At 64.8% G+C, this 23,959-nt stretch carries 24 protein-coding genes; 10 read left to right on the top strand and 14 right to left on the bottom strand.

All coding sequences use genetic code 11. The annotated features are described in order from the left end of the window. Positions 1–262 precede the first annotated feature (262 nt). Positions 263–940 carry a DUF3313 domain-containing protein gene (locus tag ACODS9_RS01390; protein ID WP_046857799.1) on the bottom strand — a complete coding sequence of 226 codons (678 nt, stop codon included), beginning with the start codon at positions 938–940 and terminating at the stop codon, positions 263–265. A 179-nt stretch (positions 941–1,119) separates the two neighbouring features. On the opposite strand from ACODS9_RS01390, the gene ACODS9_RS01395 reads away from it, so the two are divergent. Together ACODS9_RS01395 and ACODS9_RS01400 are read left to right on the top strand one after the other, a co-directional pair. Beyond that, positions 1,120–1,503 (top strand): type II toxin-antitoxin system RelE/ParE family toxin, encoded by a 384-nt coding sequence (locus tag ACODS9_RS01395; protein ID WP_198754574.1) that lies wholly within the window; start codon positions 1,120–1,122, stop codon positions 1,501–1,503. Continuing rightward, on the top strand, positions 1,484–1,789 hold the full coding sequence (locus tag ACODS9_RS01400; protein ID WP_046855774.1) for a helix-turn-helix domain-containing protein: 306 nt from the start codon (positions 1,484–1,486) through the stop codon (positions 1,787–1,789). The genes ACODS9_RS01395 and ACODS9_RS01400 overlap by 20 nt, the downstream gene beginning before the upstream one ends. A gap of 10 nt (positions 1,790–1,799) precedes the next feature. On the opposite strand, the gene ACODS9_RS01405 is transcribed toward ACODS9_RS01400, so the two are convergent. The 3 genes from ACODS9_RS01405 to ACODS9_RS01415 all read right to left on the bottom strand — a co-directional run bounded on the left by ACODS9_RS01405 (position 1,800) and on the right by ACODS9_RS01415 (position 5,708). Continuing rightward, positions 1,800–3,095: an NAD(P)/FAD-dependent oxidoreductase gene (locus ACODS9_RS01405; protein WP_401105405.1), complete on the bottom strand. Its 1,296-nt coding sequence runs from the start codon at positions 3,093–3,095 to the stop codon at positions 1,800–1,802. Positions 3,096–3,108: 13 nt separating this feature from the next. Next, positions 3,109–4,197, bottom strand: coding sequence for a polyamine ABC transporter substrate-binding protein (locus ACODS9_RS01410; RefSeq protein WP_046855772.1), 1,089 nt, complete (start codon positions 4,195–4,197; stop codon positions 3,109–3,111). A 152-nt stretch (positions 4,198–4,349) separates the two neighbouring features. After that, positions 4,350–5,708: a glutamine synthetase family protein gene (locus ACODS9_RS01415; RefSeq protein WP_028689491.1), complete on the bottom strand. Its 1,359-nt coding sequence runs from the start codon at positions 5,706–5,708 to the stop codon at positions 4,350–4,352. 164 nt (positions 5,709–5,872) lie between these two features. On the opposite strand from ACODS9_RS01415, the gene ACODS9_RS01420 reads away from it, so the two are divergent. Beyond that, complete coding sequence (locus ACODS9_RS01420; protein WP_401105407.1) at positions 5,873–6,769, top strand: helix-turn-helix domain-containing protein; 897 nt, start codon at positions 5,873–5,875, stop codon at positions 6,767–6,769. Positions 6,770–6,856: 87 nt separating this feature from the next. Here ACODS9_RS01420 and ACODS9_RS01425 read toward each other — a convergent pair whose 3' ends face one another. Continuing rightward, on the bottom strand, positions 6,857–8,242 hold the full coding sequence (locus ACODS9_RS01425; RefSeq protein WP_401105409.1) for an aldehyde dehydrogenase family protein: 1,386 nt from the start codon (positions 8,240–8,242) through the stop codon (positions 6,857–6,859). Positions 8,243–8,347: 105 nt separating this feature from the next. Here ACODS9_RS01425 and ptrR point away from each other — a divergent pair, with 105 nt between their 5' ends. The 3 genes from ptrR (at position 8,348) to ACODS9_RS01440 (ending at position 10,525) form a co-directional block, all read left to right on the top strand. Continuing rightward, entirely contained in the window at positions 8,348–9,223 is an 876-nt protein-coding gene (gene ptrR, locus ACODS9_RS01430; RefSeq protein WP_401105594.1) for a putrescine utilization regulator PtrR, read from the top strand. A gap of 101 nt (positions 9,224–9,324) precedes the next feature. Continuing rightward, a complete protein-coding gene (locus ACODS9_RS01435) occupies positions 9,325–9,768 on the top strand; it encodes a carboxypeptidase regulatory-like domain-containing protein (protein WP_401105411.1) in 444 nt (147 codons plus the stop codon). A gap of 235 nt (positions 9,769–10,003) precedes the next feature. Next, positions 10,004–10,525, top strand: a complete 522-nt coding sequence (locus ACODS9_RS01440) for an acyloxyacyl hydrolase (RefSeq protein ID WP_046855766.1) — start codon at positions 10,004–10,006, stop codon at positions 10,523–10,525. A gap of 73 nt (positions 10,526–10,598) precedes the next feature. Here the strand turns inward: ACODS9_RS01440 and ACODS9_RS01445 are convergent, their stop codons facing one another. The 3 genes from ACODS9_RS01445 to ACODS9_RS01455 all read right to left on the bottom strand — a co-directional run bounded on the left by ACODS9_RS01445 (position 10,599) and on the right by ACODS9_RS01455 (position 14,050). Next, on the bottom strand, positions 10,599–11,489 hold the full coding sequence (locus ACODS9_RS01445) for a universal stress protein (RefSeq protein ID WP_489093076.1): 891 nt from the start codon (positions 11,487–11,489) through the stop codon (positions 10,599–10,601). 83 nt (positions 11,490–11,572) lie between these two features. After that, positions 11,573–13,573: a peptidase U32 family protein gene (locus tag ACODS9_RS01450; protein ID WP_401105416.1), complete on the bottom strand. Its 2,001-nt coding sequence runs from the start codon at positions 13,571–13,573 to the stop codon at positions 11,573–11,575. A 96-nt stretch (positions 13,574–13,669) separates the two neighbouring features. Beyond that, positions 13,670–14,050, bottom strand: a complete 381-nt coding sequence (locus tag ACODS9_RS01455; protein ID WP_038706040.1) for a RidA family protein — start codon at positions 14,048–14,050, stop codon at positions 13,670–13,672. A 168-nt stretch (positions 14,051–14,218) separates the two neighbouring features. Here ACODS9_RS01455 and ACODS9_RS01460 point away from each other — a divergent pair, with 168 nt between their 5' ends. Further along, complete coding sequence (locus ACODS9_RS01460; protein ID WP_489093077.1) at positions 14,219–14,914, top strand: tRNA (adenine(22)-N(1))-methyltransferase; 696 nt, start codon at positions 14,219–14,221, stop codon at positions 14,912–14,914. A 6-nt stretch (positions 14,915–14,920) separates the two neighbouring features. Here ACODS9_RS01460 and ACODS9_RS01465 read toward each other — a convergent pair whose 3' ends face one another. Then, entirely contained in the window at positions 14,921–16,225 is a 1,305-nt protein-coding gene (locus tag ACODS9_RS01465) for an MFS transporter (protein ID WP_489093078.1), read from the bottom strand. Between the two features lie 100 nt (positions 16,226–16,325). Further along, a complete protein-coding gene (locus tag ACODS9_RS01470) occupies positions 16,326–16,571 on the bottom strand; it encodes a DUF2790 domain-containing protein (RefSeq protein ID WP_139670997.1) in 246 nt (81 codons plus the stop codon). Positions 16,572–16,686: 115 nt separating this feature from the next. On the opposite strand from ACODS9_RS01470, the gene ACODS9_RS01475 reads away from it, so the two are divergent. Continuing rightward, positions 16,687–17,619, top strand: a complete 933-nt coding sequence (locus ACODS9_RS01475; protein WP_401105423.1) for a LysR family transcriptional regulator — start codon at positions 16,687–16,689, stop codon at positions 17,617–17,619. Between the two features lie 19 nt (positions 17,620–17,638). On the opposite strand, the gene ACODS9_RS01480 is transcribed toward ACODS9_RS01475, so the two are convergent. The 3 genes from ACODS9_RS01480 to ACODS9_RS01490 all read right to left on the bottom strand — a co-directional run bounded on the left by ACODS9_RS01480 (position 17,639) and on the right by ACODS9_RS01490 (position 20,302). After that, positions 17,639–17,941 carry a hypothetical protein gene (locus ACODS9_RS01480; RefSeq protein ID WP_401105425.1) on the bottom strand — a complete coding sequence of 101 codons (303 nt, stop codon included), beginning with the start codon at positions 17,939–17,941 and terminating at the stop codon, positions 17,639–17,641. 93 nt (positions 17,942–18,034) lie between these two features. Beyond that, on the bottom strand, positions 18,035–19,339 hold the full coding sequence (locus ACODS9_RS01485) for an MFS transporter (RefSeq protein WP_489093079.1): 1,305 nt from the start codon (positions 19,337–19,339) through the stop codon (positions 18,035–18,037). Positions 19,340–19,636: 297 nt separating this feature from the next. Beyond that, complete coding sequence (locus tag ACODS9_RS01490; protein WP_401105427.1) at positions 19,637–20,302, bottom strand: class I SAM-dependent methyltransferase; 666 nt, start codon at positions 20,300–20,302, stop codon at positions 19,637–19,639. A gap of 239 nt (positions 20,303–20,541) precedes the next feature. On the opposite strand from ACODS9_RS01490, the gene ACODS9_RS01495 reads away from it, so the two are divergent. Further along, complete coding sequence (locus ACODS9_RS01495) at positions 20,542–21,294, top strand: methyltransferase domain-containing protein (protein WP_489093080.1); 753 nt, start codon at positions 20,542–20,544, stop codon at positions 21,292–21,294. Positions 21,295–21,517: 223 nt separating this feature from the next. Beyond that, positions 21,518–23,089 (top strand): TerC family protein, encoded by a 1,572-nt coding sequence (locus ACODS9_RS01500; RefSeq protein ID WP_367858570.1) that lies wholly within the window; start codon positions 21,518–21,520, stop codon positions 23,087–23,089. Here the strand turns inward: ACODS9_RS01500 and rarD are convergent. Beyond that, a complete protein-coding gene (gene rarD / locus ACODS9_RS01505) occupies positions 23,052–23,939 on the bottom strand; it encodes an EamA family transporter RarD (protein WP_401105431.1) in 888 nt (295 codons plus the stop codon). The two genes, ACODS9_RS01500 and rarD, sit on opposite strands and share 38 nt — an antisense overlap. Between the last annotated feature and the right edge of the window lie 20 nt (positions 23,940–23,959).

Consider the following 23,959-nt stretch of genomic DNA (forward strand, 5'->3'; position numbering starts at 1 on the left):
ATTGCCTCCATTGCATTCGATGAATGACATACCGATAACCACGACTGGCGCAGGCGGGCGAAGCGGCGGAGGAGGTGGGAGACCGGGCGGGGAGAACAGGCTTGCCCGGTGCGAGCGGCTGTTGGCAGCCGGCTTGTGCAGCCATCCCTGATACGCGGTGCCGCCTGCCTGGCAGCCCGCTTGAGTTAAGCAGGCCGGCCAGGCAGTGATGGCATTTTTACAGCATGTCCGACGAGCGGTCGCGCATTGACCAATTGGTCACTTACTTGGCTTTCTGCTGCAGGGCCACGAAGCTGCGGCGCATGTCGCTGGCCCAGCCATCGAGTACCGGCTTGACGTCGTTCAGGGTCAGCTGCGTGGTGTCGTTCTCCAGGTCCTTGCCACTGCCCTTGCGCACCACCTGGGCCAGCACGTTCTGGCTGGCGCCATCGAGGAAGGCCGCCTCCACGGCAATGTCCACGGCCTGGTCGCGGCCACCGGCGGCGGTATTGACCGCCGCGGCGACCAGGGCGATGGGGATCACTTCATAGGGTTTGAGGCCTTCTGTGCTGGTGGAGACCGCGGTGATCGCCGGGCGCACCACGATGGTATTCGGGCCGGGCTCCTTGACCAGGGTGAGCACGCTGCCCAGTTCGCGGCGCATCGCTTCGTTGAAGTAGCGGGTGATCTCTTGCAGGGTCTGCGCCGAGATCACGTTGGTCGGCTGCGGCTTGGGGTAGAACTGGCTCGGTTCGATGAACACCTTGGTGTACTGGCTGGCCTTCACGTCCGGGTCGATCCAGCGCATCACCGGCGCGCCGGAGACGCTTTCGGCCGGCTTCAGGCGGCTGTAGTCCTTGAGAAACCCGGAATAGTCCTTGGGATCGACACGGTTGCTGGAGCAGGCAACCAGGGCCAACAAAGCAGCGCACAGCAGGGTGGTGCGAGGCAGGTGCTTCATGATGACGAGGTCCATGAGGGAAGGGGCCAGAACAACGCTAGCAGGTGGTGGGCCGAAGGCCAGCTTTCGGGCTGTCGACAGTTGCCGTTTCCCACCAATCAACCTGATTGGGCTGACTATCCATTCATCACTGAAAGTGGAAAAGTATGCCCTTTACGGGTATGTTTAGAGTGCCGATCATGGATGTCTACAAACGTAGGGAGTTTGCCCGCTGGCAAGCCAGGGAGTGCTTGCCGGACCACCTGCTCTGCCGGGCAGTTGCAGAAATGCAGAGTGGGTTGGTTGACGCGAGTCTTGGCGGTTTATTGTTCAAGAAGCGCATTGCTGGCCTTTGCAGTGGCAAGCGGGGTGGTTATCGCACGCTCCTGTCGGCTCGTATAGGCGATCGATATGTGTTCCTGCATGGATTCGCCAAAAGCGACCTGGCCAATGTCACGCCGGCCGAGCAAAAGGCCCTGCAGTTCACCGGCAAGGTATTTCTGGAATTATCACCCCACGCTCTGGCCAAGGCATTGGGCTGCGGGGTATTGATGGAGGTCCATTGTGACCAGCAAACTCATTGAGTCATTGCGTGCCGACCTGTCGGCCCTGGAACAGGCCGGTGCTGTCGGCAAGGTTACACTTAGGGACTTCGAGGCGATCTGCCCGGCTCCGGTGCGAGCGTTCACTGCCCAGGACATCCGCCACCTGCGTGAAGCCCTTAACTTCAGCCAACCGGTGTTCGCCCTGCACCTGCACACCAGCGCATCGACAGTGCGCAAATGGGAGCAGGGCGAAACACGCCCGGCCGGGCCGGCCTTGAAGCTGCTGAACATCATTGCCGACAAGGGTCTGCAGGCCATCCTTTGACGGTGGGCCGTCAGCCCAGTGCCTCGCGCAAGCGATACCACAGCATCCCCAGCGCCAGCAGCGGCGAGCGCAGTGCCTTGCCACCGGGGAAGGTCAGGTGCGGCACCGCGCGGAACACATCGAAGCCATGGCTTTGCTCGGTGGCGATGGCCTCGGCGAGCAGTTTCGCGGTCCAGTGGGTGACGTTCAGGCCATGCCCGGAGTAGCCCTGGGCATAGAACACGTTGGGGTGCTGGCTGAGCCGGCCGACCTGGGGGAAGCGGTTGGCGGTGATGCCGATCATGCCGCCCCACTGGTAGTCCAGACGCACCTCGGCCAGTTGCGGGAACACCTTGAGCACCTTGGGCCGCATGTAGGCGCCGATGTCCTTGGGGTCGCGGCCGGAATAGTGGCAGGCGCCACCGAACAACAGGCGGTTGTCGGCGGTCAGGCGGTAGTAGTCCAGGCCCACTTTCTGGTCGCACAGCGCCATGTTCTGCGGGATCAGTGTACGCGCCAGGTCTTCGGGCAGCGGCTCGGTCGCCACCACGTAGCTGCCCGCCGGCAGCACCTTGCCAGTCAAGCGTGGCTCCAGTTCGTCTAGGTGGGCGTTGCAGCCGAGTACCAGGCTCTGCGCGCGCACCTTGCCGCGGGCAGTGTGCAGGGTCACCGTACTGCCATGTTCGATGCGCAGTACCGGGCTTTGCTCGAAGATGCGCACCCCCAGGCCATGGGCGGCGCGGGCTTCGGCCTGGACCAGGTCGAGCGGGTGCAGATGGCCCGAGCCCATGTCGACAAGGCCGCCGGCGTACAGATCGCTGGCGACGATCTCGTGCATGCGCTCGGGGCCGACCAGGCGGGTCTCGTGCGGGTACCCCAGTTCGGCGAGGTCGCGTTGCTCGTCCTCGAACGCGGCGAACTGGGCAGGGGTGTTGGCCAGCTCGCAGAACCCCCAGCGCAGGTCGCAGTCGATGCCATATTGCGCGATACGGCGGGCGACCAGCGCCACCGAGTCGATCCCGGCCTGCTTGAGGTAACGCACGCCGTCCTGGCCGACGTGCCGGGCAAAGCCCGAGACGTCATGGCCGATGCCGCGGATCAGTTGCCCGCCATTGCGCCCGCTGGCGCCCCAACCGATGCGGCGGGCCTCCAGCAGGATCACCGAGAGGCCGCGTTCGGCCAGCTCCAGGGCTGCGTTGACCCCGGTCAGGCCACCGCCGATCACGCAGACATCGGCCTGCAGGTCCTGGTCGAGCGCGGGGTAGGTCGCCGCCTGGCGCGCCGAGGCGGCGTAGTAGGAGGCAGTGTGTTCAGTCATGTGGGGCATGGGTGTGCTCGGCTCAGCGGTTGGACTTGATCTTGCTCCAGGAGCGGGTCATCTGCCGTAGGATCGGCGGGCTCTGCATGGTCGAGACATACAGTTTGTCCAGCACCTCCTGGGGCGGGTAGATCTCGGGATTGTCGACCAGCGCCGGGTCCATGTCGGCCTTGGCGTCGGGGTTGGCGTTGGCATAGCCGACCGTGGCACTGACCTTGGCGATCACCTTGGGGTCGAGCAGGTAGTTGATGAAGGCCAGGGCCTGCTCAGGGTTCTTGGCGTCCTTGGGGATGGCCAGCAGGTCGAACCACAGGTTGCTGCCTTCCTTGGGAATGCTGTAGGCGACCTTGACGCCGTTGCCGGCCTCTTCGGCGCGGTGCGCGGCCTGCAGTACGTCGCCGGAGTAGCCGAAGGCGATGCAGACATCGCCATTGGCCAGGTCCGAAACGTACTTGGAAGAATGGAAGTAGGTAATGTACGGGCGCAGTTCCAGCAGGCGAGCCTCGGCTTTTTTGTAGTCGTCGGCCTTCTCGCTGCGCGGGTTCATGCCCAGGTAGTTGAGCATGGCGGGGTAGAGTTCGTCGGGCGAGTCCATGAACGCCACGCCGCACTGCTTGAGCTTCTTCAGGTTCTCCGCTTCGAACAGCACGGCCCAGGAGTCGATCCTGTCGATGCCCAGCACCGCCTTGACCTTGTCGACGTTGTAGCCAATGCCGTTGGTGCCCCAGAGGTACGGTACGGCGTACTGGTTGCCCGGGTCGTTCTGCTCCAGCTGCTTGAGCAGTTTCGGGTCCAGGTGCCGCCAGTTCGGCAGCTTGCTGCGGTCCAGCGGCAGGAACGCGCCGGCCTGGGCCTGGCGCGCGAGGAAATGGTTGGAGGGCACGACCACGTCGTAGCCGGTGCGCCCGGCGAGCAGCTTGCCCTCCAGGGTTTCGTTGGAGTCGAACACGTCATAGACCACCTTGATCCCGCTGCTGGCCTGGAAGTCGGCCAGGGTGGTGTCACCGATATAGTCGGTCCAGTTGTATACGCTCACCGTCGGCTGGGCCTGGACGGCGGCGCCGAACAGCAGGGCGAAGGTTGCGGGGATCAAAGCTTGCGGATGACGCATGTCGACACCTCTTTGGTCTTGTTCTTGGAGTTCGGTGGTGTAGGGGCCGCTGTGCAGCCCTTTCGCCGGCAAGCCGGCTCCCACAGGAGTTGTGCTGCTGTTGTGGGAGCTGGCTTGCCAGCGAAAGGGGTGCATAGCACCCCCAAAGCGGATCACACGCTGAGCAGCAGGAACTCGCGCTCCCACGAGCTGATCACGCGCTTGAAGTTCTCGTGCTCGGCGCGCTTGACCGCGACGTAGCCCTGGACGAACTGCTGCCCGAGGTACTGCTGCACCTTTTCGCAGTCTTCCATGTGCTGCAACGCGTCCTCGATGGTGATCGGCAGGCGCAGGTTGCGCCGCTCATAGGCGCGGCCCTGTACCGGGGCGCTGGGCTCGAGTTTCTCGACCATGCCGATGTAACCGCACAACAGGCTCGCGGCGATGGCCAGGTAGGGGTTGGCGTCGGCGCCTGGCAGGCGGTTCTCCACGCGCATCGCTTCGGGGCTCGAGGTTGGCACGCGCAGGCCGGCGGTACGGTTTTCCTCACCCCATTCGACGTTCACCGGCGCCGAGGTGTCGGGCAGGAAGCGGCGGAACGAGTTGACGTTTGGCGCGAACATCGGCAGCAGCTTGGGGATGTACTTCTGCAGGCCGCCGATATGGTGCAGGAACAGCTCGCTCATGCTGCCGTCGTCATTGGCGAAGATCGGCTTGCCGGTGGCGATGTCGACCACGCTCTGGTGCAGGTGCATGGCGCTGCCCGGCTCGTCGGTGATCGGCTTGGCCATGAAGGTGGCGGTGACGTTGTGCTTGAGCGCCGCCTCGCGCATCGTGCGCTTGAATACGGTGATCTGGTCGGCCAGGTCCAGGGCGTCGCCGTGACGGAAGTTGATCTCCATCTGCGCCGGGCCGTCTTCATGGATCAGCGTGTCGAGGTCCAGCCCCTGGATTTCGCACCAGTCGTAGACGTCCTCGAACAGCGGGTCGAATTCGTTGGCGGCATCGATGGAAAACGACTGACGGCCACTTTCGGCGCGGCCCGAGCGGCCCAGCGGCACTTGCAGCGGCAGGTCAGGGTCCTCGCAGCGCTGGGTGAGGTAGAACTCCATCTCCGGCGCGACGATCGGCTGCCAGCCCTTGTCGGCATACAGCTTGAGCACTTTCTTCAGCACGTTGCGCGGCGACAGCTCGATGGGGTTGCCCTGCTTGTCGAAGGTGTCGTGGATGACGATCGCGGTTGGTTCGATGGCCCAGGGGATCTGGTACACCGCCGTGGGGTCGGGGCGGCAGACCATGTCGATGTCGGCGGCGTCGAGCAGGCTGTAGTAGATGTCGTCATCGACATAGTCGCCAGTGACGGTCTGCAGCAGCACGCTTTCGGGCAGGCGCATGCCGCGCTCATGGAGGAACTTGGCGGTCGGGGCGATCTTGCCGCGGGCGATGCCGGTCAGGTCGCTGATCACGCATTCGACTTCGGTGATCCGGTGTTCTTTCAGCCAGGTGGACAGCTGATCGAAGGGGGCGTTCATACAAACCTCTTGGTTGGGTAGTTGTGGTGGGACGCAAGGCGTTCAGTGCCGAGGGGCACTTCCCACAGGTGACGCTGAGGACTATCTTGGTCGCTGCCCCCCAGGGCGATCTATCCACTTTCTTCGGCAACGAATGCACCAAAAGAGTGCAACTAGGACAGCGCGTGACAACGCCAACCGCCTTGCAGGTCCAGAATTACCGCACCACCGATGTGACCGAACAGACCCGCGCCACCCCCGGCTGGCAGCAGCAATACCGGCAGATGTCCCCCGGGCATTTCAACGGTCAGTTGCGCTGGCTGGGCCTCGATGGCGTGGAGGTGTATGAGGAGCGCCTGAATACCCGGGTCGAACAGTTCTTTCGCGCCCCCAGCGGCGCCCTGGCGTTCTGCTTCGACCGCAGCGAAAACAGCCTCTACCTGCTCAATGAAGACAGCCGCAATATCTGGATCACCCCGGAGAACTACCAGGAGGTGGCGGTGGTATTCGAGCAGCCGTTCCTGGCCAGCCACGGCCTCGACCTGGAACGCCTGCGCGGCTTGTTCATGGTGCCGTTGACCTGCCAGCAGAACGCCTTGTTCGGCAACTGGCTAAGCGCCACGCTCACCCAGCTGGGCCAGGCCGATTGCCCGCTGGAAGGCGGGGCGCTGCGCGAGCAGTTGCTGGAGGACTGCCTGTTCATCCTCGACAACGCCGGGCAGCATCTGCAGGGGGATGCGCTGGGGCGGCGCGACGAGGAGCGGGCGATCATGCGTCGGGTCAGCGAGTGGGCCGCCGACTGCCCTGACGAAACCCTCAACCTGCTGCAGCTGGCCAAGGTCGCCGGGGTTTCGGTGCGTCAGTTGCAGCAAGCCTTCAAAGGCTTCACCAACCTGCCACCGGCGCATTGGTTGCGCCTGCGTCGCCTGAACGGCGCGCGGCGTGACCTGCTGGTGGGTGACGCAACCGTGGCCGAGGTGGCGATGCGCTGGTCGTTCTGGCACCTGGGGCGGTTTTCCGAAAGCTACCGGCAGCTGTTTCGCGAACTGCCGAGCGAGACGCTCCGGCGCTGCAAGAGCTAATGGAAGTCGAGCCCTTTGCGGGTGAGAGTTCGCTCCCGTTGCCTCAACTTGCTTGCCCCTGCCTGGTTGCAGGGGCAAGCTGGCAGATCAGTTGCGATCCAGCCACACCGTCTGGGCATTGGTGAACTCGCGCACGCCGAAGTGCGACAACTCACGGCCAAAGCCACTTTTCTTCACGCCACCGAACGCCACACGGGGGTCGGATGCGCAGTAGCCGTTGATGAACACGCCGCCGGTGTCCAGCGCGGCGGTCATGCGCTCGGCCAAGGCATAGTCGGCGGTGTAGATGGTCGCGGCCAGGCCGAATTCGCTGTCGTTGGCCAGCGCCACGGCGTGGTCGGCGTCCCGGGCGCTGATGATCGCCGCCACCGGGCCGAACAGCTCCTGTTTGAACGCGGTCATGTCCGGGGTGACGTTGGCGAACACGGTCGGCTCGTAGAAGTTGGCCACGCCTTCGACCTTCTTACCCCCCAGCAGCAGGGTGGCGCCTTCGGCGAGGGTCGCCTGGACCTGCCCGTCGAGTTCATCGCGCAGGTCGTAGCGGGCCATCGGGCCGATGTAGGTGGCGTCGTCCAGCGGATTGCCGACGGTCAGCGCACGGGTGGCTTCGACGAACTTGTGGGTGAACGCCTCGACAATGCTTTCTTCGACAATCAGGCGCTTGGCGGCAGCGCAGACCTGGCCGGTGTTCTGGTAGCGGCCGATCACGGCGGCCTTCACCGCGGCATCGAGGTCGGCATCGGCCAGTACGATGAACGGATCGGAGCCGCCCAGCTCCAGCACGCACTTCTTCAGCGCGGCGCCGGCTTGCGCACCGATGGCCATGCCGGCGCGCACGCTGCCGGTCAGGGTGATGGCGGCGATGCGCGGGTCGTTGATGGCGCGGGTGACGCCGTCCGGGGTGACATTGAGCACCTCGAACACGCCCTCAGGCAGGCCGGCGCGTTTGAACAGGTCGGCCAGCAGGTAGGCGCTGCCCATCACGTTGGGCGCGTGCTTGAGCACGTAGGTGTTGCCCGCCAGCAGCGCCGGCACCGCGCCGCGCAGCACTTGCCAGACCGGGAAGTTCCACGGCATCACGGCGAGGATCGGGCCGAGCGGGCGGTATTCGATACGGGCCTTTTCGATCTGGGTCGGCTCCGGCGCCAGCATGGCCGGGCCGTGTTCGGCGTACCACTGGCACAGGCCGACACACTTGCTGACTTCACCGCGAGCCTGGCTGATCGGCTTGCCGATCTCGCGGGCGATCATCTGCGCGAAGGCCTCGGCGTTGGCCTGCAGGGCCTGCCCGAGCGCGACCAGGTACTCGCAGCGCTGACCCAGCGACACTTTGCGCCACTGGCTGTAGCCTCCCTTGGCGCGTTGCAGCGCCGCGTCCAGTGCGGCGTCGGTGTCGAAGGCGTAATGGCCGATCCGTTCGCCGCTGTAGGGGTCGACGGAGATGGCGTGGGTCAGGCTGCTGATCTCGCTCATGGCAGGACTCTCATTGTTCTGATGGGGTGAGCGCAGACTAGTGGTGGCGCGCTTTAATGAAAACTGAATAATAATGAGCGAAACATTCACGTTTGGAGAATGACTGTGGACCTGGTGCAACTCGAGATGTTCAAGGCCGTGGCCGAGCACGGCAGCATCAGCGCCGCCGCCCAGCAGATCCATCGGGTGCCGTCGAACCTGACCACCCGCATCAAGCAGCTGGAGGAGGACCTGGGCGTCGAGCTGTTCATCCGTGAGAAGAGCCGCCTGCGCCTGTCGCCGGCCGGCTGGAACTTCCTCGAGTACACCCGGCGCATCCTCGACCTGGTACACGAGGCGCGGCTGACCGTGGCGGGGGAGGACCCGCAGGGCACTTTTGCCCTGGGTTCGCTGGAAAGCACCGCCGCGGTGCGCATCCCGGCCTTGTTGGCGGCTTACAACCAGCGCTACCCGAAGGTCGACCTGGACCTGTCCACCGGGCCGTCGGGGACCATGCTCGAAGGAGTGTTGTCCGGGCGCCTGGTGGCGGCTTTCGTCGATGGACCGGTGCTGCACCCGACGCTGGAAGGCATGCCGGTGTTCGAGGAGGAGATGATGGTCATCGCGCCACTTCACCACCCGCCCGTGACCCGTGCCCGTGACGTCAACGGCTCGAGCATCTACGCTTTTCGCGCCAACTGCTCGTACCGCCACCATTTCGAAAGCTGGTTCGTCCATGACCAGGCGGTGCCGGGCAAGATCCACGAGATGGAGTCGTACCACGGCATGCTCGCCTGCGTCAGCGCAGGCGCGGGCCTGGCGATGATGCCGCGCAGCATGCTCGACAACATGCCGGGGTGCAGCACGGTCAGCGCCTGGCCGATGGCCGAGGACTTCCGCTACCTGAAGACCTGGCTGGTATGGCGGCGGGGCACGGTGTCGCGCAGCTTGAGCATGTTCATCAAGTTGCTCGAAGAGCGTCGTGAACTGCCCTCGGCTTGAAGGGCAGCGCCACGCGGACTAACGGTGCGTCGACAGGCGAACCCGAGCCCCGGAAAACCCTCCAAACTGTGTAGACCATCCCTCCCAGGGAGGAATGCATCATGCACACTCATCATTACGGTCTTTGCGCCGCGCTGTTGCTGGCATTGGCCATGCCTTGGAGCCTCGCGGCGGCCACCGACCTGAATACCCCCATCGATCCGCAGGGCGTGCAATTGCAGCCCCAGGAACAGAACGGCATCCGCTACCTGCAGGGCGGTATCGGCCAGGATGAAGCCGATGCCCTGCGCCGCACCCCCGGCTACGACCTGCACATCACCCTCTCGACCGGTGCCGAAGGCAAGTTCCAGAGTGGCGCCGCGGTGGATATCCAGTCGGCCCAGGGCCAGTCAGTACTGACGTTGCAGGACGTCGGCCCGTTGATCTTCGTGCAATTGCCCCCCGGGCACTACCGCGTGGTCGGCAATGCCGAGGGCCAGACGGTGCAGCAGCAGGTGACGGTGGACGGCAAGGCGCCGGCGCAGGTTGATCTCAACTGGCGGTAAGGGAAGCGGAATATGACTGAACCAATGGCGAGCGCCCAATGTCCTTTAGCCAATAGTGGCAAATCACTTCCCACTATCAGTGCATTCTGACAATAATCAAAGAAGTATTACCGCTTGTAACCCTTGCACAGTCTGGGGTTGCCAATGCAGGAAGAACGAGGGGCGTAGCCTCCATTGACGCAGGGACGCGCATTTCGCGGCCCTGCCCGTGAAGACCATTAGGAGAAAGTCATTGATGAAAACCCGTCTCGCCACAACGTTGGCCGCCGCCGTGCTGGCGTTCGCCGGCGCCAACCTGGCCCAGGCCGCGCAAGTGTCCGCTGCCGTGGGTGCTACTGGCCAAGGCGACATGACCTACCGCATCGGCCTGTCCTTCGACTGGGACAAGAAATGGCTTGAGAGCGGCACCGGCCATCTGACCGGATACTGGGATGCGGCCTACACCTACTGGGAAGGTGGCGAGGCCAGTGGGGCCCACTCGCTGTCGATCAGCCCGGTGTTCGTCTATGAATTCAGTGGCTTTACCTACACCCCGTTCATCGAGGCAGGTATTGGCCTGGCGGCGTTCTCCAAGACCGACGTGGGCGACCAGCGCCTGGGCTCGTCGGTGAACTTCGAGGACCGGATAGGTTTCGGCCTGAAGCTGCCTGCGGAGCAGAAGATCGGCATTCGCGCCATGCACTACTCCAATGCCGGGCTGAAGCAGCCTAACGACGGGATCGAGTCGTACTCGCTGTTCTACAGCAAGGCGTTCTGAGTCCACGCAAGCTACCGATCGAGGGGCAAGCCCACTCCCGCGCTGCGGGAGTGGGCTTGCCCCTCGATGGCATTCAGCGCACTGCCTTGATCGCCAGCACATTACACAGCGGATGCTCCAGCACATGCGCCGTGGTGCCGCCGAGAAACGCCTGCAACGCATCGTGTCGGTGATTGCCCATGACGATCACATCGACCCGGTGAACGGCGATGTATTGGGTGATCGCCTTGACTGCCGGCCCTTCGAGGAAGTGGCGGCGCTCGAGGTCGATCTGGTAGTGATCGCCCAGGCGGTTGAATGCCGTGCGCTGGGCCGTGCGCACGCTGGTATCGAAGCCGGGCATGGTCACGGTACCGGCGCCAAAGTCGGCGATATGGGTCCTGGCCGCATCACACACATGCAACAGGTGCAGTTCGGCGTTGCACTGCAGGGCCAGGGCGTGGGCGCTGCGGATCACCGCGTCGTCCAGGTGCTCGCCGGCGCCATGGCTGTTGAGGTCGACCGCCGCGGCGATCTGTCGGGGCAGGGGCAGGCGGATGTCGCTGACCAGGTGCACCGCCACCGGGCTGTCCTTGAGCAGTTGCCAGTCCAGCGGAGTGACCAGCAGGCGCTTGAGGATGGGTTCGTGCTGCACGTCCTTGACCAGCAGGTCGCAGCCCAGTCGTTCGACCTGCTCCAGCACGCTGCCCAGCGGATCACGGGTCAGCAGCAGTTCGGTAGAGACATCCAGGCCGGCATTGCGCAGTTGCTCGGCCTCGTCGGCCAGCCATTGGCGGTTGTCCTCGAGCAGGCGTTCGCGCTCGCGGCTGTCGCTCATCAGGCCGAAGGTGTCGACATCGTCGACGAGGACGTTGAGGTCCAGAAGGGCCCCGCTGGACTCGGCCAGCGCTGCGGCGCGCTGCAGGGCAGGCGTATGGCGCATCTGCGGGCCGAGCATGACCAACAATCGCTTGAACTGGCTCATCTCACACCTCCACGTGTGGCAGCCCCCTGTTCAGTCTAGACCCGCCGCCGGTGAAGTCCGCTGGAGCGACGACGGGTCATGCCTCAATGCGGCGCGCGCGGGATGGTCTTGAGCAGGTCTTCCGGGCTGATGTGTCCGACCACCTGGGCCACCGCGCTGCCTGGGGTCGGCAGGTCGATGATATGGCTCTTCATCTTGCCGATCACATGCATCTCGCAGGGTTTGCAGTCGAACTTCAGGGTGAGCACTTCATCGCCCTGGATGAGCTGCATCGGCGCAACCTTGGTGCGCACGCCGGTCACACCCTTGGCCTGCTTGGGGCACAGGTTGAAGGAGAAACGCAGGCAGTGCTTGGTGATCATCACCGGCACCTCGCCGTGTTCTTCATGAGCCTCGTAGGCGGCGTCGATCAACTGCACGCCGTGGCGGTGGTAGAAGTCACGGGCCTTCTGGTTGTAGACGTTGGCCAGGAATGACAGGTGCGACTCGGGGTACACCGGCGGCGGCGTGGTCTCGGCCTTGCGCCCGCCACGCGGGTGGGCCTTGATCCGCGCTTCGGTCAGTGCCTCGATGGCCTCGCGACGCAGGGCCTTGAGCTGCGAGTTGGGAATGAAGAACGCTTGGGGCGCATCGAGTTCGATAGCGTCGGCGTGGTACATCGTGGTGCCCAACTGGCCGAGCAGGTCGTGCAGTTGCTCGAGCGCCTGTTCCGGCTTGTTGGCGGCACCGAACGGGCCGTCCAACGCGACCTGCACGCTGACGCCTTCCTCGCTGCTGAGGGTCAGCATCAGGCGCTGCTCACGCAGCACGGCATGCCATTCGACAGCCACCCGGCGCTCGGACGACGTACGCTGCAGCGCCTGTTGCCAGTTGTGGTCGAGGTTGCGCGAAAGCGGATGGTTGGGGCGTAGCTTGTACAGGCCCTCGGGCATCTCGTTTGGCTCGACGCGGTAGCGGTAGCGCTTCTGGCCGTCTTCTTCGGATTCGCTTTTCAGCTCGGCGATGTTGGCGCGGAAACCCACGACTTCACGCTTGACCAGCACGTTGAGGCCGTCGCCGTTGGTCAGCGGGACATCGGTGGTCACCAGCAGGTCGCGCTTGCCGACTTTCTCGACCACGCCCACTGGCAGGCCAGTGAAGGTTGGGGAGTCGAAGGCGCCGATATCGATCTTGCGGTCGCTGACGAAGTAGTCGGTGCTGCCGCGGTGGAAGGTCTTGTCCGGATCCGGCACGAAGAAGTGTTCGGTGCGGCCACTGGAGGCGCGAGCCAGCTCGGGGCGGTCCTCGAGGATGGCGTCGAGCTCCTTGCGGTAGTGGGCGGTGATGTTCTTCACATAGCCCATGTCCTTGTAACGGCCCTCGATCTTGAACGAGCGCACGCCGGCATCGACCAGGTCGCGCAGGTTGGCGGTCTGGTTGTTGTCCTTCATCGACAGCAGGTGCTTCTCGAAGGCTACCACGCGGCCCTGGTCGTCCTTGAGGGTGTACGGCAGGCGGCAGGCCTGGGAGCAGTCGCCGCGGTTGGCGCTGCGCCCGGTCTGGGCGTGGGAGATGTTGCATTGGCCGGAGAAGGCCACGCACAGCGCGCCATGGATGAAGAACTCGATGGCTGCGTCGGTCTCGGCGGCGATGCTGCGGATCTGCTGCAGGTTGAGCTCGCGGGCCAGCACCAGCTGGGAGAAGCCGGCCTGGTCGAGGAACTTGGCCCGCTCCAGGGTGCGGATATCGGTCTGGGTGCTGGCATGCAGCTCGATCGGCGGGATATCCAGCTCCATCACCCCCAGGTCCTGCACGATCAGCGCATCGACACCGGCATCGTACAGCTGGTGGATCAGCTTGCGCGCAGGCTCCAGCTCGTTGTCGTGGAGGATGGTGTTGATGGTGGTGAACACGCGGGCATGGTAGCGCCGGGCGAACTCGACCAGCTCGGCGATTTCGCTGACCTCGTTGCAGGCGTTGTGGCGTGCGCCGAAGCTCGGGCCGCCGATGTAGATGGCGTCGGCGCCGTGCAGGATCGCCTCGCGGGCGATGCTCACGTCACGGGCAGGGCTGAGCAGTTCCAGGTGGTGCTTTGGAAGGGACATGTCGTTATAGGTTCGGGCTGTCACGGTAAGGCGGGCATTGTAGCGGTGAAATGGCCACACGGCACCCTCGGGGTGCTGTGTGGCCATTAATCGTGGTCAGCCCTTGGCCGCCATCGCCGTCACTTCCACACGCATCCCCTCGAACGCCAGCGAAGCCACGCCCACCGCCGCGCGCACCGGCCATGGCTTGCTGAAGAACCGCTGGTACACCTCGTTGAACGCGGCGCGGTCGGCCATGTCGGTCAGGTAGATGGTCAGGTGCAGTACCCGGTCCATCGAGCTGCCGGCGCGCTCCAGGGCAACTTTCAAAGCCTGCAGGGTGCATTCGCACTGGGTGGTGATGTCGCCCAGCTCGAGGCTGCCGTCGGCCTGCACGGGGATCTGGGTGCTGACCAGGATGCCGTTGTACTCGGCAACGTCCGAGGAGATCGAGTCGGCGTCCGGGTCGGGGGTGTAGATGATGTCGCTGTGTGCCATGGGGTTTCGCCTTGCAACGGAAGGAAACCGCCAAGCCTACGCGAGCGGGCAGGGCAGGTCGAGGCAGGGCGGTCGGTCGCGGGCATTTGAAATACCTGGCCGGGACCGGCAGAATCGCGCCCCACCCGGCCACAGGCGCCGGACCCTGGTCGTGAAAAGAGGCTTGCGTTGAACGAACACACATTGTCCATGCGCCTGGAGCGCGTGGCAGCCCATGTGCCGGCGGGTGCGCGACTGGCCGATATCGGCTCGGACCATGGCTATCTGCCGGTGGCGTTGGCGCGTCGGGGTGCGATTGTCGCGGCCGTGGCCGGCGAAGTGGCGCTGACGCCGTACCAGGCCGCGCAGCGCACCGTGCGCGACAACGGCCTGGAAGACCGCATCACCGTGCGCCATGCCAGTGGCCTGGCAGCCATCGAGCCAAATGATGGCATCACCGCAGTCAGTATCTGCGGCATGGGCGGCGAGACCATCCGCGACATCCTCGAGGCCGGCAAGCAGCACCTGGGCGGCCATGAGCGGTTGGTCCTGCAACCCAACGGCGGTGAACAGGCGTTGCGCCAGTGGCTGATGGACAACGGCTATCGGATCGTCTGCGAGGAAGTGTTGCGGGAAAACCGTTTCGACTACGAAATCATCGTCGCCGAACGTGCCGAGTCGGTCAGCTACAGCGCCGAGCAGCTGTACTTCGGCCCGCTGCTGATGCAGGCGCGCAGCCCGGCGTTCCTGTTCAAGTGGCAACGCATGCTGCGCCAGAAACACCAGACCCTGGCCAACTTCGCCCGGGCGCGCCAGCCAGTGCCCGAGGAAAAGGTGCGCGATATCACCCGTCAGGCGCAGTGGATTACCCAGTTGCTGGCGTGAAGCGCCTCACCTTGGGTTGACCACGCTGGCTGGCACCTTCAGCACCAGCGCGGCGCCCAGTGCGATGGCCACGGCCAGTACCTGCAAGGCCAGGCCCGGGCTGGCGGTGCTGTCGCGCATCCAGCCGATCAGATAAGGCGCGGCGAACGAGGCGATACTGCCGAACGAGCTGATCATGGCGATGCCGGCAGCCTGGGTGCCGCCCGCCAGGAAGGCCGGCGGCAACTGCCAGAACATCGGCAGCGCGGCACTGGCGCCCATGCCCGCGACCACCAGCCCGCTCATCACCAGCCAAGCGTCGTCCGGTGCCCATCCGGCCAGGGCGATGCCGGCGGCGGCCATCAGTAACGGCCCGCAAAGGTGCCAGCGGCGTTCGCGGTGACGGTCGGACGAGCGTCCGCAGCCGAGCATGAACAGACAACCGGCCAGATAAGGGATGGCGCTGAGCAGGCCGACCTGGCCATCGCTGCCGATCCCGGCGCCGTGGATCAGGCTGGGCATCCAGAAGGCCAAGGTGTTGACTGCCAGCATCACCGCAAAATAGATCGCCACCAGCAACCAGACATGGGCGTCGCCCAGCAGCCCGCGCATCGAGTCGATCGGCTTGTGCCGTTCCTCGCGGGCCATTTCCTCGCGCATTGCACGCTTCTGATCGGCGGTGAGCCAAGCCACCTGCTCGAAGTTGTCCGGCAGGGCCTTGAGCACCACCAGCCCGAGCAGCACCACCGGCAGCCCCTCGATCAGGAACATCCACTGCCAGCCCCTCATGCCGCCCTGATCGTGGAACGCCTGCAGGATGCCGCCGGACAACGGCCCGCCGACCACTCCGGCCAAGGGTACGGCGATGGCGAACAACGCCGTGATCTGGGCACGGCGCCGGGCCGGATACCAGCGATTGAGCACCACGAGGATGCCGGGGAAGAAACCGGCCTCGGCCACCCCCAACAGGAAGCGCAAGACATAGAACCCGGCAGCGTCCTGTACCCACATCATGCCGGTCGATAACAGCCCCCAGACCACCATCAGGGTGGCGATCCAGCGCCGTGGGCCGACCCGCTCCAAGGCCAGGTTGCTGGGCACGCCGAACAGCGCATAGGCGATGAAGAACAGGCCGGCGCCCAGGCCGTAGACGGTGTCGGAAAAACCCAGGTCGGCGCTCATCTGCATCTTGGCGAAGCCGATGTTGATGCGGTCCAGGTGGGCGAACAGGTAGCACACCAGCAGCAGTGGCATCAGCCGCCAGGTGATGCGGGCGTGGGTAGCGTCGCAGGCGCGCACGGACGGCGCCGTGGAGGTATCGATCGTATTCATGGTCCGGGACGTTCTTGTTGTTGTCCCGGCAGATCATGCGGCGCCGTGTCAGGCGGGCAAATGCACTTTCAGCAAGATGGCTGGTATTTTTGCCACGGGGTTACAGCTGCGAGCAGTTGCCCATCTGGCGGTAGTCGACTTCGCGGGTCTGGCCCTGGTGGTCGACGTAGACCATGTGCGCGGTGCCGACCTGGCAATCGGCGTCGTTGCTGGCCGGAGTAATCGAAATGACTTTGGCGATGTCCAGCGGCATGCCGTATTCGTAGGTGCTGGAGCTGTTGTCGGCGAAGGCGCCGAACGAGGCGAGGGTGGCGCTGAGGGCGAGCAGGGCAATCGAACGTTTCATGACAGGTACCTCATTCATTGCGGATAGCTAATGATCCATTCATTTGTGTTTCACAATAAATGGGCTATCCCGTGATAGATTCCTGCCTTTCATGTATGAATGAGAGTGCCTGCCCATGGACATGCTGCATGCGATGCGAACCTTCGCCCGGGTAGTGGAATGCGGCAGCTTCGCCGGGGCGGCCCAGGCCCTGGATATTTCCGCCGCGCAGGTGTCGCGAATCGTCGCCGAGCTCGAGAACCAACTGCAGACCCGCCTGCTGCATCGCACCACCCGGCGGCTGCGCATGAGCGAGGCGGGGGAGCGCTTTCTCGAGCGCACCCGGCAGATCATGCTGCTCACCGAAGAGGCGGTGGACGAGGCGCGCGGCGCCCACCTCACACCCCGTGGCCGCCTGCGCTTTCACTGCACCCATGGCCTGGGGCTGTTGATGATGCCGCTGGTGGCGCGCTACAACGCGACCTGCCCGGAAGTGGTGATGGAGTTGACCCTGTCGCAGCGCAACCCCGACCCGCTGGCCGAGGGGCACGACGTGGTGATCACCATCGGCCAGGGCCTGCCGGACTCGCAACTGATCGCCATCCCGCTGGGCAGCATCCACAGCATCCTGTGCGCATCCCCGGATTACCTTGCCCGTCACGGCGTACCCGAGCGCCCCGATGACTTGCACGGGCACGTCTGCCTGCGCACCGTCGACCCGCTATTCGAGGAGGACTGGTCGTTCGAAGGCCACCCCGACAATTGCGTGATCGTCCCCCAGGACACCTTCCTCACCAACGTCGCGGACGCCATGCTCAAGGCCACCGAACTGGGCATGGGGGTGGGCTTGTTGCCGTACTACTCGGCGAGCCAGGCCATGCAGGAAGGGCGCCTGTGCCGGTTGCTGGCGCCGCATCGGCTGCGCCAGCGCGAGATCTATGCGATCTATCCGTCACGGCATTACCTGGACGCCAAGGTGCGTACCTGGCTGGACTTTCTCAAAGAGCAGCTGCCGCTGTTGTTCGCCGAGCACCAGCGCGTGGTGGACGAACCCCGATACTGGCGGTGAAGGCCGTGCGCTTCGCGGTTCACCGGCTGTCCTGATCCTCGGCGCTGCCACCAGAAGCCCCGGCGCCGCTGCCGGTGGCTTCCCCGGTACTGTTGGAGCCGCCAGCGGCACCGTCGGCGGCGTCAGAGTCGGTACCGGTGTCACTGCTGTCGTTATCCTTGCCACCGGGGCTGTTTACGCTGCTGCCTTCACCAGCGGTCTTGCCTTGCTCGGAAGTGTGCTCTTTGTGCGTGCCGCTCCCGTTCATGTCGGTGGCGGCGAGGGTGGCGGTGCTGCCCAGCATCAGGGCCAGCAGCAAGGCGAGGGGACGTGGATTGACCATGATGAATCTCCTGTCGGATGACCTGTCATGGTTGGGCTGCCACGATGGTTCCAAGGTGCCCGTCAAGCGACGGGCGGTCCTTGGCGCCTGCCGTCAGTGTGCGTCAGGGCGAGGCGCCTGTTGGCCGGGCATGGCATCCATCGCCTCCAGCGTCGGATGCTCCTGCGCCGCGTGCATCAGGTCTTCGGTCACCCGCAGTTCCGCGCCGGTTGGCGAGAAGGTCGCAGTCGGTGCGAACGGTGCCGGGTGCTCCGGTGCCGGGCGTTTGCCGCGACGCCACAGGAAGAACCCGACCATGGCCAGGTTGATCACGGCGAAGGCCCAGAACAGCCCGACTTCGCCGTAGGCGGTCATCATCGGCGAAATGGCCAGTGGGGCCATGGCCGAACCCAGTGAGTTGATCAGCAGCAGCCCCTGGATCATCGGCACCAGCGCGTCGGCCGGAGCGCGGTCGGCGGCGCTGCTGACAGCCACCGGGTACAGCGCGAACACGCCGCCGCCGAGCAGGAACAGCAGCGCCGGCAGCAGCACGGAGTCGGCTGGCAGCAGCACGATCAATACCGACAGCACGGTACACAGGGCGGCCAGGGCGATCAGCACATCCTGGCGATCCTTGCGGTCGGACCAGCGTCCGACCGGATACTGCAGCAGCATGGCGCCGAGGATCACCCAAGCCATCATGTCGCCGGTCTCGCCGACGTCCAGGCCGATGCGTTGCAGGTACAGCGGCAGCAAGGCATAGATCCCGGCGATGGCGACCCCCGAGCCGAAGCAGCCGACCAGCCCGGTCGGCGCCACGCCCAGCAGTTGCCGGGGCTTGAGTGGCTCGACCTGATCCAGCAGTGGCGATACCCGGGGCAGGATCACGATCGGCAGCACCGACAGCGTGGCGAGCATGCCGGCGACCATGAACGGCGCGGTCTCGCCCCAGCCAGTGACCTCGCCCAGGGCGGCCTGGGCGATCACCCCGGCACCGTAGAAGGCGATCATGTACAGCGCCAGCAGACGCCCACGGATCTTTGCGTCACCGGCCAGCAGCAGCCAGCTCTCGATCACCAGGAACACGCCGACCGCCGCCCAGCCGTTGACCAGCCGCAGCACGAACCACCAGGTGGTGTCGTAGAACAGGCCCTGCAGCAGGATGGTGGCGCCGATCAAGGCGGCGAAGCTGCTGTAGGCACGGATATGGCCGATGCGCAGGATCAGCCGGTCGTTGAAGATCGCGCCCAGGGTCAGGCCGATGAAGTAGGCCGAGGACACCACGCCGATCATGGTCGCCGATTCGCCGGCGGCGCCCAGGCGCAGGGTGGTCAGGGAAGACAGCACGCCATTGCCCAGGGCAATGATGAACAGGCCTAGCAGGGGTGCCAGCGCCATCGCCAGCAAACGCACAGACATAGTTACCTCAAGGTTGAAAAGAGCTCAGAAGCACCTTTTCGGCTGCACGTGCCGGACAGCGACGTACAGTGCGGCCTGGGCGGGATGCGAGCTTGGCAAGAGTCAACCGCGGGGCCTGTTGGGTGAAGGCCGGGCGCGGCGGTTGAGCCTGTGGCACATGCGCGATGTGTGAGGCACGGACGCGGTCTTTGCGGGGGCTTGCCACCGGTTGGGGCGACGGGCGAAAAGGAGGCGGGATTTTAAGGCCTGCACAGGATTTGCCAAGAGGGAAAAGGCTGCGACGAGAGGCCGCAGGGGTCAGGCCGTTTTACGCGCGACCAGCAGCAGGGATTGCGGCACCTGGCTCTGCGGATGTTGTGGCTCCTGCAGTTCGACGAGGTTGAAGCCCGCCAGCTCCAGCGCCTTCAGCCAGCTGCCGAGGGTGCGGAAGTACCATGGCATCGGGCGCCAGTCGCCGGTGAACCCGACAAATGACTCCTCGCGCCAGCCATCCTGGTAGTTGCCGGCGGCTGCCGTCCAGGGGTGCAGGGTCTGGATCAGCAGCGTGCCGTCGGGCCGCAGCAGATCCCGCATGGTAGTGAGCAGGGGAATGATGTCCTGCTGCAGCAGGGCGAAGTTGGCGCAGATCAGCTCATGATCGTGGCCGATGCCCGGCACGCCTGCGATCACTTGTTCGTAGCTGGCCAGGTGGACCTGCGCCGAACCCGCTTCGCGTGCGGCGGCGACCAGGGTCGCATCGCCATCCACCCCGACCGCATCGATGCCCCTTGCGGCCAGGGCACGGAGCAGCCAACCCTCGCCGCAGCCCAGATCCAGCACCCGACCGGGCTGGCGGCCGAGCACGGCCAGGAGTATCGCCTGATCGGTGACCTGGCGGCGGGACTCGATGGCGCCGGAGCGTACGGCTTCGATCCAGGCCTGGGCGTTGTGCTGCCAGCTGTCCAGCAGTGGGTCGGTAACCATGGTAATGCTCGGGGTCTAGGGTCTGTATGAAAAGTCTTGAGACGAAGGTCAGGCAAGGCGAAAACAGCCGAGGAAGCGGAGTTTACGGGTTGTAAATGAGCATTCCGAGGCTGTTTTCAACGCAGCATCACCGAGTATCAAGGCTTTTCATACAGAGCCTAGTGTGGCTGTAGCATAGGCCAGTCTTGTGCGTGTGCCCCTTTGCTCTGCACACTGGCGCCTCTGGGAAGGAGCATGGCATGGCACTTGCGAAAGCGGATTTCACCACGCGCCTGCTGGTTGACGCGGGTATCGGCCCCGGCATGCGCGTGCTCGATGTCGGTTGCGGCAGTGGCGAGGTGAGTTGGCTGCTGGCCGGCCTGGTAGGCGACGACGGCGCGGTGGTGGGTATCGACCGGGCGGCCGGCGCCCTGGAGATCGCGCGCCAGCGTGACAGCCGCAAAGGGGCGGCGGTGCCTGAGTTCGTGGCTGCCGAACTGTGTGCGTTGCCCGCGACCCTGGGGTTGTTCGACGCCATCGTCGGGCGACGGGTACTGATGTACCAGACGGACCCGGTCAAGGCGTTGCGCGCATTGGCGCGGCCCCTGCTGCCTGGCGGGCTGATGATCTTCCAGGAGCACGATGGCAGCCTGGCCCCGGCCAGCCAGGCGTCATTCCCGTTGCACCACAAGGCCCAGCAATGGTTGCGGCGCATGCTTGCCCATGAGGGGGCGGACTTGCAGATCGGCTTCAACCTGCACCGTGTGTTCAGCGAGGCGGGGCTGATGGTCGAGTACCTGCGTGCCGAATGCCTGGTGCAGACGCCCGACAGCGTCTATCCACTGGGCGAGATCATCCGCGCTTGCCTGCCGCGGATCATCGCCCATGGCGTGGCCACGGCGCGGCAGGTGGGGATCGACACGTTGCAGGCGCGGTTGGATAGCGAGCGTCGACAGTCGCAGGATATCTACATCGGCGATGTGGCCTTCGGTATTTGCGCGCGCAAGCGTTGAATCATGTAGTTACCTTGCGTGAGACGTCAGTGGGTGCTGGATCAATTCGGTACAGCTTTTGTAATAGTTTTGCGCTATCAGAAAATTCTGCTTCGATTGTAGGATCGTCGTCCCTAATTGTTATCAAGGTCCCTATGAGCACCTTTGCGGAGCCCCCCAGTCCCTGGCCGTCCCGGCCTTCCTTCCCCCGTCCTCGTGACGCATCCCCTGTGAGTACCCGCTAATGGAATGGCTAGCCGACCCCACGGCCTGGCTGGGCCTGTTGACGCTTATCGTCCTCGAGCTGGTGCTGGGTATCGACAACCTGGTGTTCATCGCCATCCTTGCCGACAAGCTGCCGCCGCACCAGCGCGACCGCGCCCGGGTGATCGGCCTGTCGCTGGCGCTGATCATGCGCCTTGGCCTGCTGGCCAGCATCTCGTGGATGGTGACCCTCACCGCGCCGCTGATCGAGGTGTTCGGCAAGACCTTCTCCGGCCGTGACCTGATCATGCTGTTCGGTGGTGTGTTCCTGTTGTTCAAGGCCACCATGGAACTGCACGAACGCCTCGAGGGCCATGTTGCCCAGAGCGGCGGCGTGACCCGCCATGCCGCGTTCTGGCCGATTGTGGCGCAGATCGTCGTGCTGGATGCAGTGTTCTCGCTGGATGCGGTGATCACCGCCGTGGGCATGGTCGAGCATTTGTCGGTGATGATGATCGCGGTGATCTTCTCCATCGGCATCATGATCGTCGCCAGCAAGCCGTTGACCCGTTTCGTCAACGCCCACCCGACAGTGATCATGCTGTGCCTGGGCTTCCTGATGATGATCGGCTTCAGCCTCACCGCCGAAGGCCTGGGCTTCCATATCCCCAAAGGCTACCTGTACGCGGCCATCGGCTTCTCGTTGCTGATCGAGCTGTTCAATCAGCTGGCCCGTGCCCGCCGCAAGCGCAGTGTGCAGCAGCACCGGCCGCTGCGTGAGCGTACCGCCCATGCCGTGCTGCGCCTGATGGGCGGGCGCCGGGTGGAGGCTGACGAGGTGGGCGAGGAAATCGCCGACCTGGTCGAGGGTGGCGAAGAACAGGTGGTGTTCGACCGCCGTGAGCGGGTGATGATCAGCGGTGTGCTGAACCTGGCCGAGCGGCCGATCCGCACGGTGATGACGGCACGGGCCAAGGTCGATGCCATCGACCTGTCGCAGCCGGCCGAAACCATCACCCAGGCGCTGGTCAACTCGCCGTACTCGCGCCTGCCGCTGATCCGTGACGGTCGCATCGAAGAACCGCTGGGCTTCGTGCACAAGAAGGAGCTGCTCAAGGAACTGCTGTCCGGCAGCCAGCCCGACCTGGAAGCCCTGGCCCGTGCGCCGCTGAATCTGCTGGAGAGCTTCAGCATCCTCAACGCCCTGGAGCAGATGCGCGGGCAGTCGACGCACATCGCCTTCGTGGTCAACGAGTTCGGTGACTTCACCGGTGTATTGACCATGACCGACATTCTCGAGTCGATTGCCGGCGAGCTGCCGGACGCAAGCGAGGTGGAGGGGCCGGGCGTGGTCGAGGAGGCGGGTGGTTTCGTCGTCAGCGGTGCCTTGAACCTGGCCCAGGTCCAGGCGCGCACCGGCTTTGCCGCCCGTGCCACCGAGGATTACCAGACCCTGGCGGGCCTGGTCATGAGCCTGCTGGACCGTTTGCCGGTGGTGGGCGATCACCTGGCCTGGAATGGCTGGACCATGACCGTGGTGGCGGTGGAGGAGCGCCGGGTCCGCCAGGTACGCCTTACACCGAACGCCGACGCTGGCGCAGCAGGTGCTTGAAGCCTTCGAGCACCAGCACCAGCACGGCGGCCCAGATCGGCAGGTAGGTGAGCCACTGGTCGGGGCCGATGGTCTCGCCCAGCAACAAGGCCACGCCCACCAGCAGCACCGGCTCGACGTAGCTGAGCAGGCCGAACAGGCTGAACGGCAGCAGGCGGCTGGCCAGCACGTAGGCGATCAGGGCGCAGGCGCTGATCGCCCCGAGCAGTGGGATCAGGCCGTACAAGCCTGGATGCTCGGCCAGGTCGTTTGCCGACAGCGGGCCCTGGATGACGAAGTACAGGGCCCAGGGCAGTAACAGGCACATGTCGCACCACAGGCCGCCCAGGTGGTCGGTGCGACACCGCCGCCGCAGGACGAAGTAGATCGGGTAGCCGATCATCACCAGCAAGGTTTCCCAGGCAAAGCTGCCGTGCTGGTACAGTTCGTGGCCAACCCCCAGCGCGGCAAAGCTCACCGCGACCTTCTGCAAGCGCGACAGGCGCTCGCCATAGACCACGCGCCCGGTCAGCACCATGGCCAGCGGCAACAGGAAGTAGCCCATCGATACCTCCAGGCTGCGCCCGTGCAGCGGCGCCCAGAGGAACAGCCACAACTGCACGCCCATCAACCACGAGGTGCCGACCATGCCGAGCAACAGCAGCGGCGTGCGGCGCACCCGCCCGAGCAGCTCGCCGACCCGCTTCCAGTCCCTGGATGCCAGCATGAACAGCGTCAGGCAGGGCAGGGTCAGCAGGGTCCGCCAGCCGAAGATCTCCTCGCCGTCCAGGGGCTTGAGGAAGGAGGTATAGAAGTACATCACGGCGAACAGACAGGACGCCATGACCGACGAAAGAATGCCTTTTGACACGAATGCCTCGGAAAACGGGA

The sequence above is a fragment of the Pseudomonas sp. FG36 genome, assembly GCF_057809275.1.

Excerpts from the sequence above, each read along its gene's own strand:
- ACODS9_RS01390 (WP_046857799.1), bottom strand. The coding sequence starts at position 940 with ATGAAGCACCTGCCTCGCACCACCCTGCTGTGCGCTGCTTTGTTGGCC.
- ACODS9_RS01395 (WP_198754574.1), top strand. The coding sequence starts at position 1,120 with ATGGATGTCTACAAACGTAGGGAGTTTGCCCGCTGGCAAGCCAGGGAG.
- ACODS9_RS01405 (WP_401105405.1), bottom strand. The coding sequence starts at position 3,095 with ATGCCCCACATGACTGAACACACTGCCTCCTACTACGCCGCCTCGGCG.
- ACODS9_RS01410 (WP_046855772.1), bottom strand. The coding sequence starts at position 4,197 with ATGCGTCATCCGCAAGCTTTGATCCCCGCAACCTTCGCCCTGCTGTTC.
- ACODS9_RS01415 (WP_028689491.1), bottom strand. The coding sequence starts at position 5,708 with ATGAACGCCCCCTTCGATCAGCTGTCCACCTGGCTGAAAGAACACCGG.
- ACODS9_RS01425 (WP_401105409.1), bottom strand. The coding sequence starts at position 8,242 with ATGAGCGAGATCAGCAGCCTGACCCACGCCATCTCCGTCGACCCCTAC.
- ACODS9_RS01435 (WP_401105411.1), top strand. The coding sequence starts at position 9,325 with ATGCACACTCATCATTACGGTCTTTGCGCCGCGCTGTTGCTGGCATTG.
- ACODS9_RS01440 (WP_046855766.1), top strand. The coding sequence starts at position 10,004 with ATGAAAACCCGTCTCGCCACAACGTTGGCCGCCGCCGTGCTGGCGTTC.
- ACODS9_RS01445 (WP_489093076.1), bottom strand. The coding sequence starts at position 11,489 with ATGAGCCAGTTCAAGCGATTGTTGGTCATGCTCGGCCCGCAGATGCGC.
- ACODS9_RS01450 (WP_401105416.1), bottom strand. The coding sequence starts at position 13,573 with ATGTCCCTTCCAAAGCACCACCTGGAACTGCTCAGCCCTGCCCGTGAC.
- ACODS9_RS01455 (WP_038706040.1), bottom strand. The coding sequence starts at position 14,050 with ATGGCACACAGCGACATCATCTACACCCCCGACCCGGACGCCGACTCG.
- ACODS9_RS01465 (WP_489093078.1), bottom strand. The coding sequence starts at position 16,225 with ATGAATACGATCGATACCTCCACGGCGCCGTCCGTGCGCGCCTGCGAC.
- ACODS9_RS01470 (WP_139670997.1), bottom strand. The coding sequence starts at position 16,571 with ATGAAACGTTCGATTGCCCTGCTCGCCCTCAGCGCCACCCTCGCCTCG.
- ACODS9_RS01475 (WP_401105423.1), top strand. The coding sequence starts at position 16,687 with ATGGACATGCTGCATGCGATGCGAACCTTCGCCCGGGTAGTGGAATGC.
- ACODS9_RS01480 (WP_401105425.1), bottom strand. The coding sequence starts at position 17,941 with ATGGTCAATCCACGTCCCCTCGCCTTGCTGCTGGCCCTGATGCTGGGC.
- ACODS9_RS01485 (WP_489093079.1), bottom strand. The coding sequence starts at position 19,339 with ATGTCTGTGCGTTTGCTGGCGATGGCGCTGGCACCCCTGCTAGGCCTG.
- ACODS9_RS01490 (WP_401105427.1), bottom strand. The coding sequence starts at position 20,302 with ATGGTTACCGACCCACTGCTGGACAGCTGGCAGCACAACGCCCAGGCC.
- ACODS9_RS01495 (WP_489093080.1), top strand. The coding sequence starts at position 20,542 with ATGGCACTTGCGAAAGCGGATTTCACCACGCGCCTGCTGGTTGACGCG.
- ACODS9_RS01500 (WP_367858570.1), top strand. The coding sequence starts at position 21,518 with ATGGAATGGCTAGCCGACCCCACGGCCTGGCTGGGCCTGTTGACGCTT.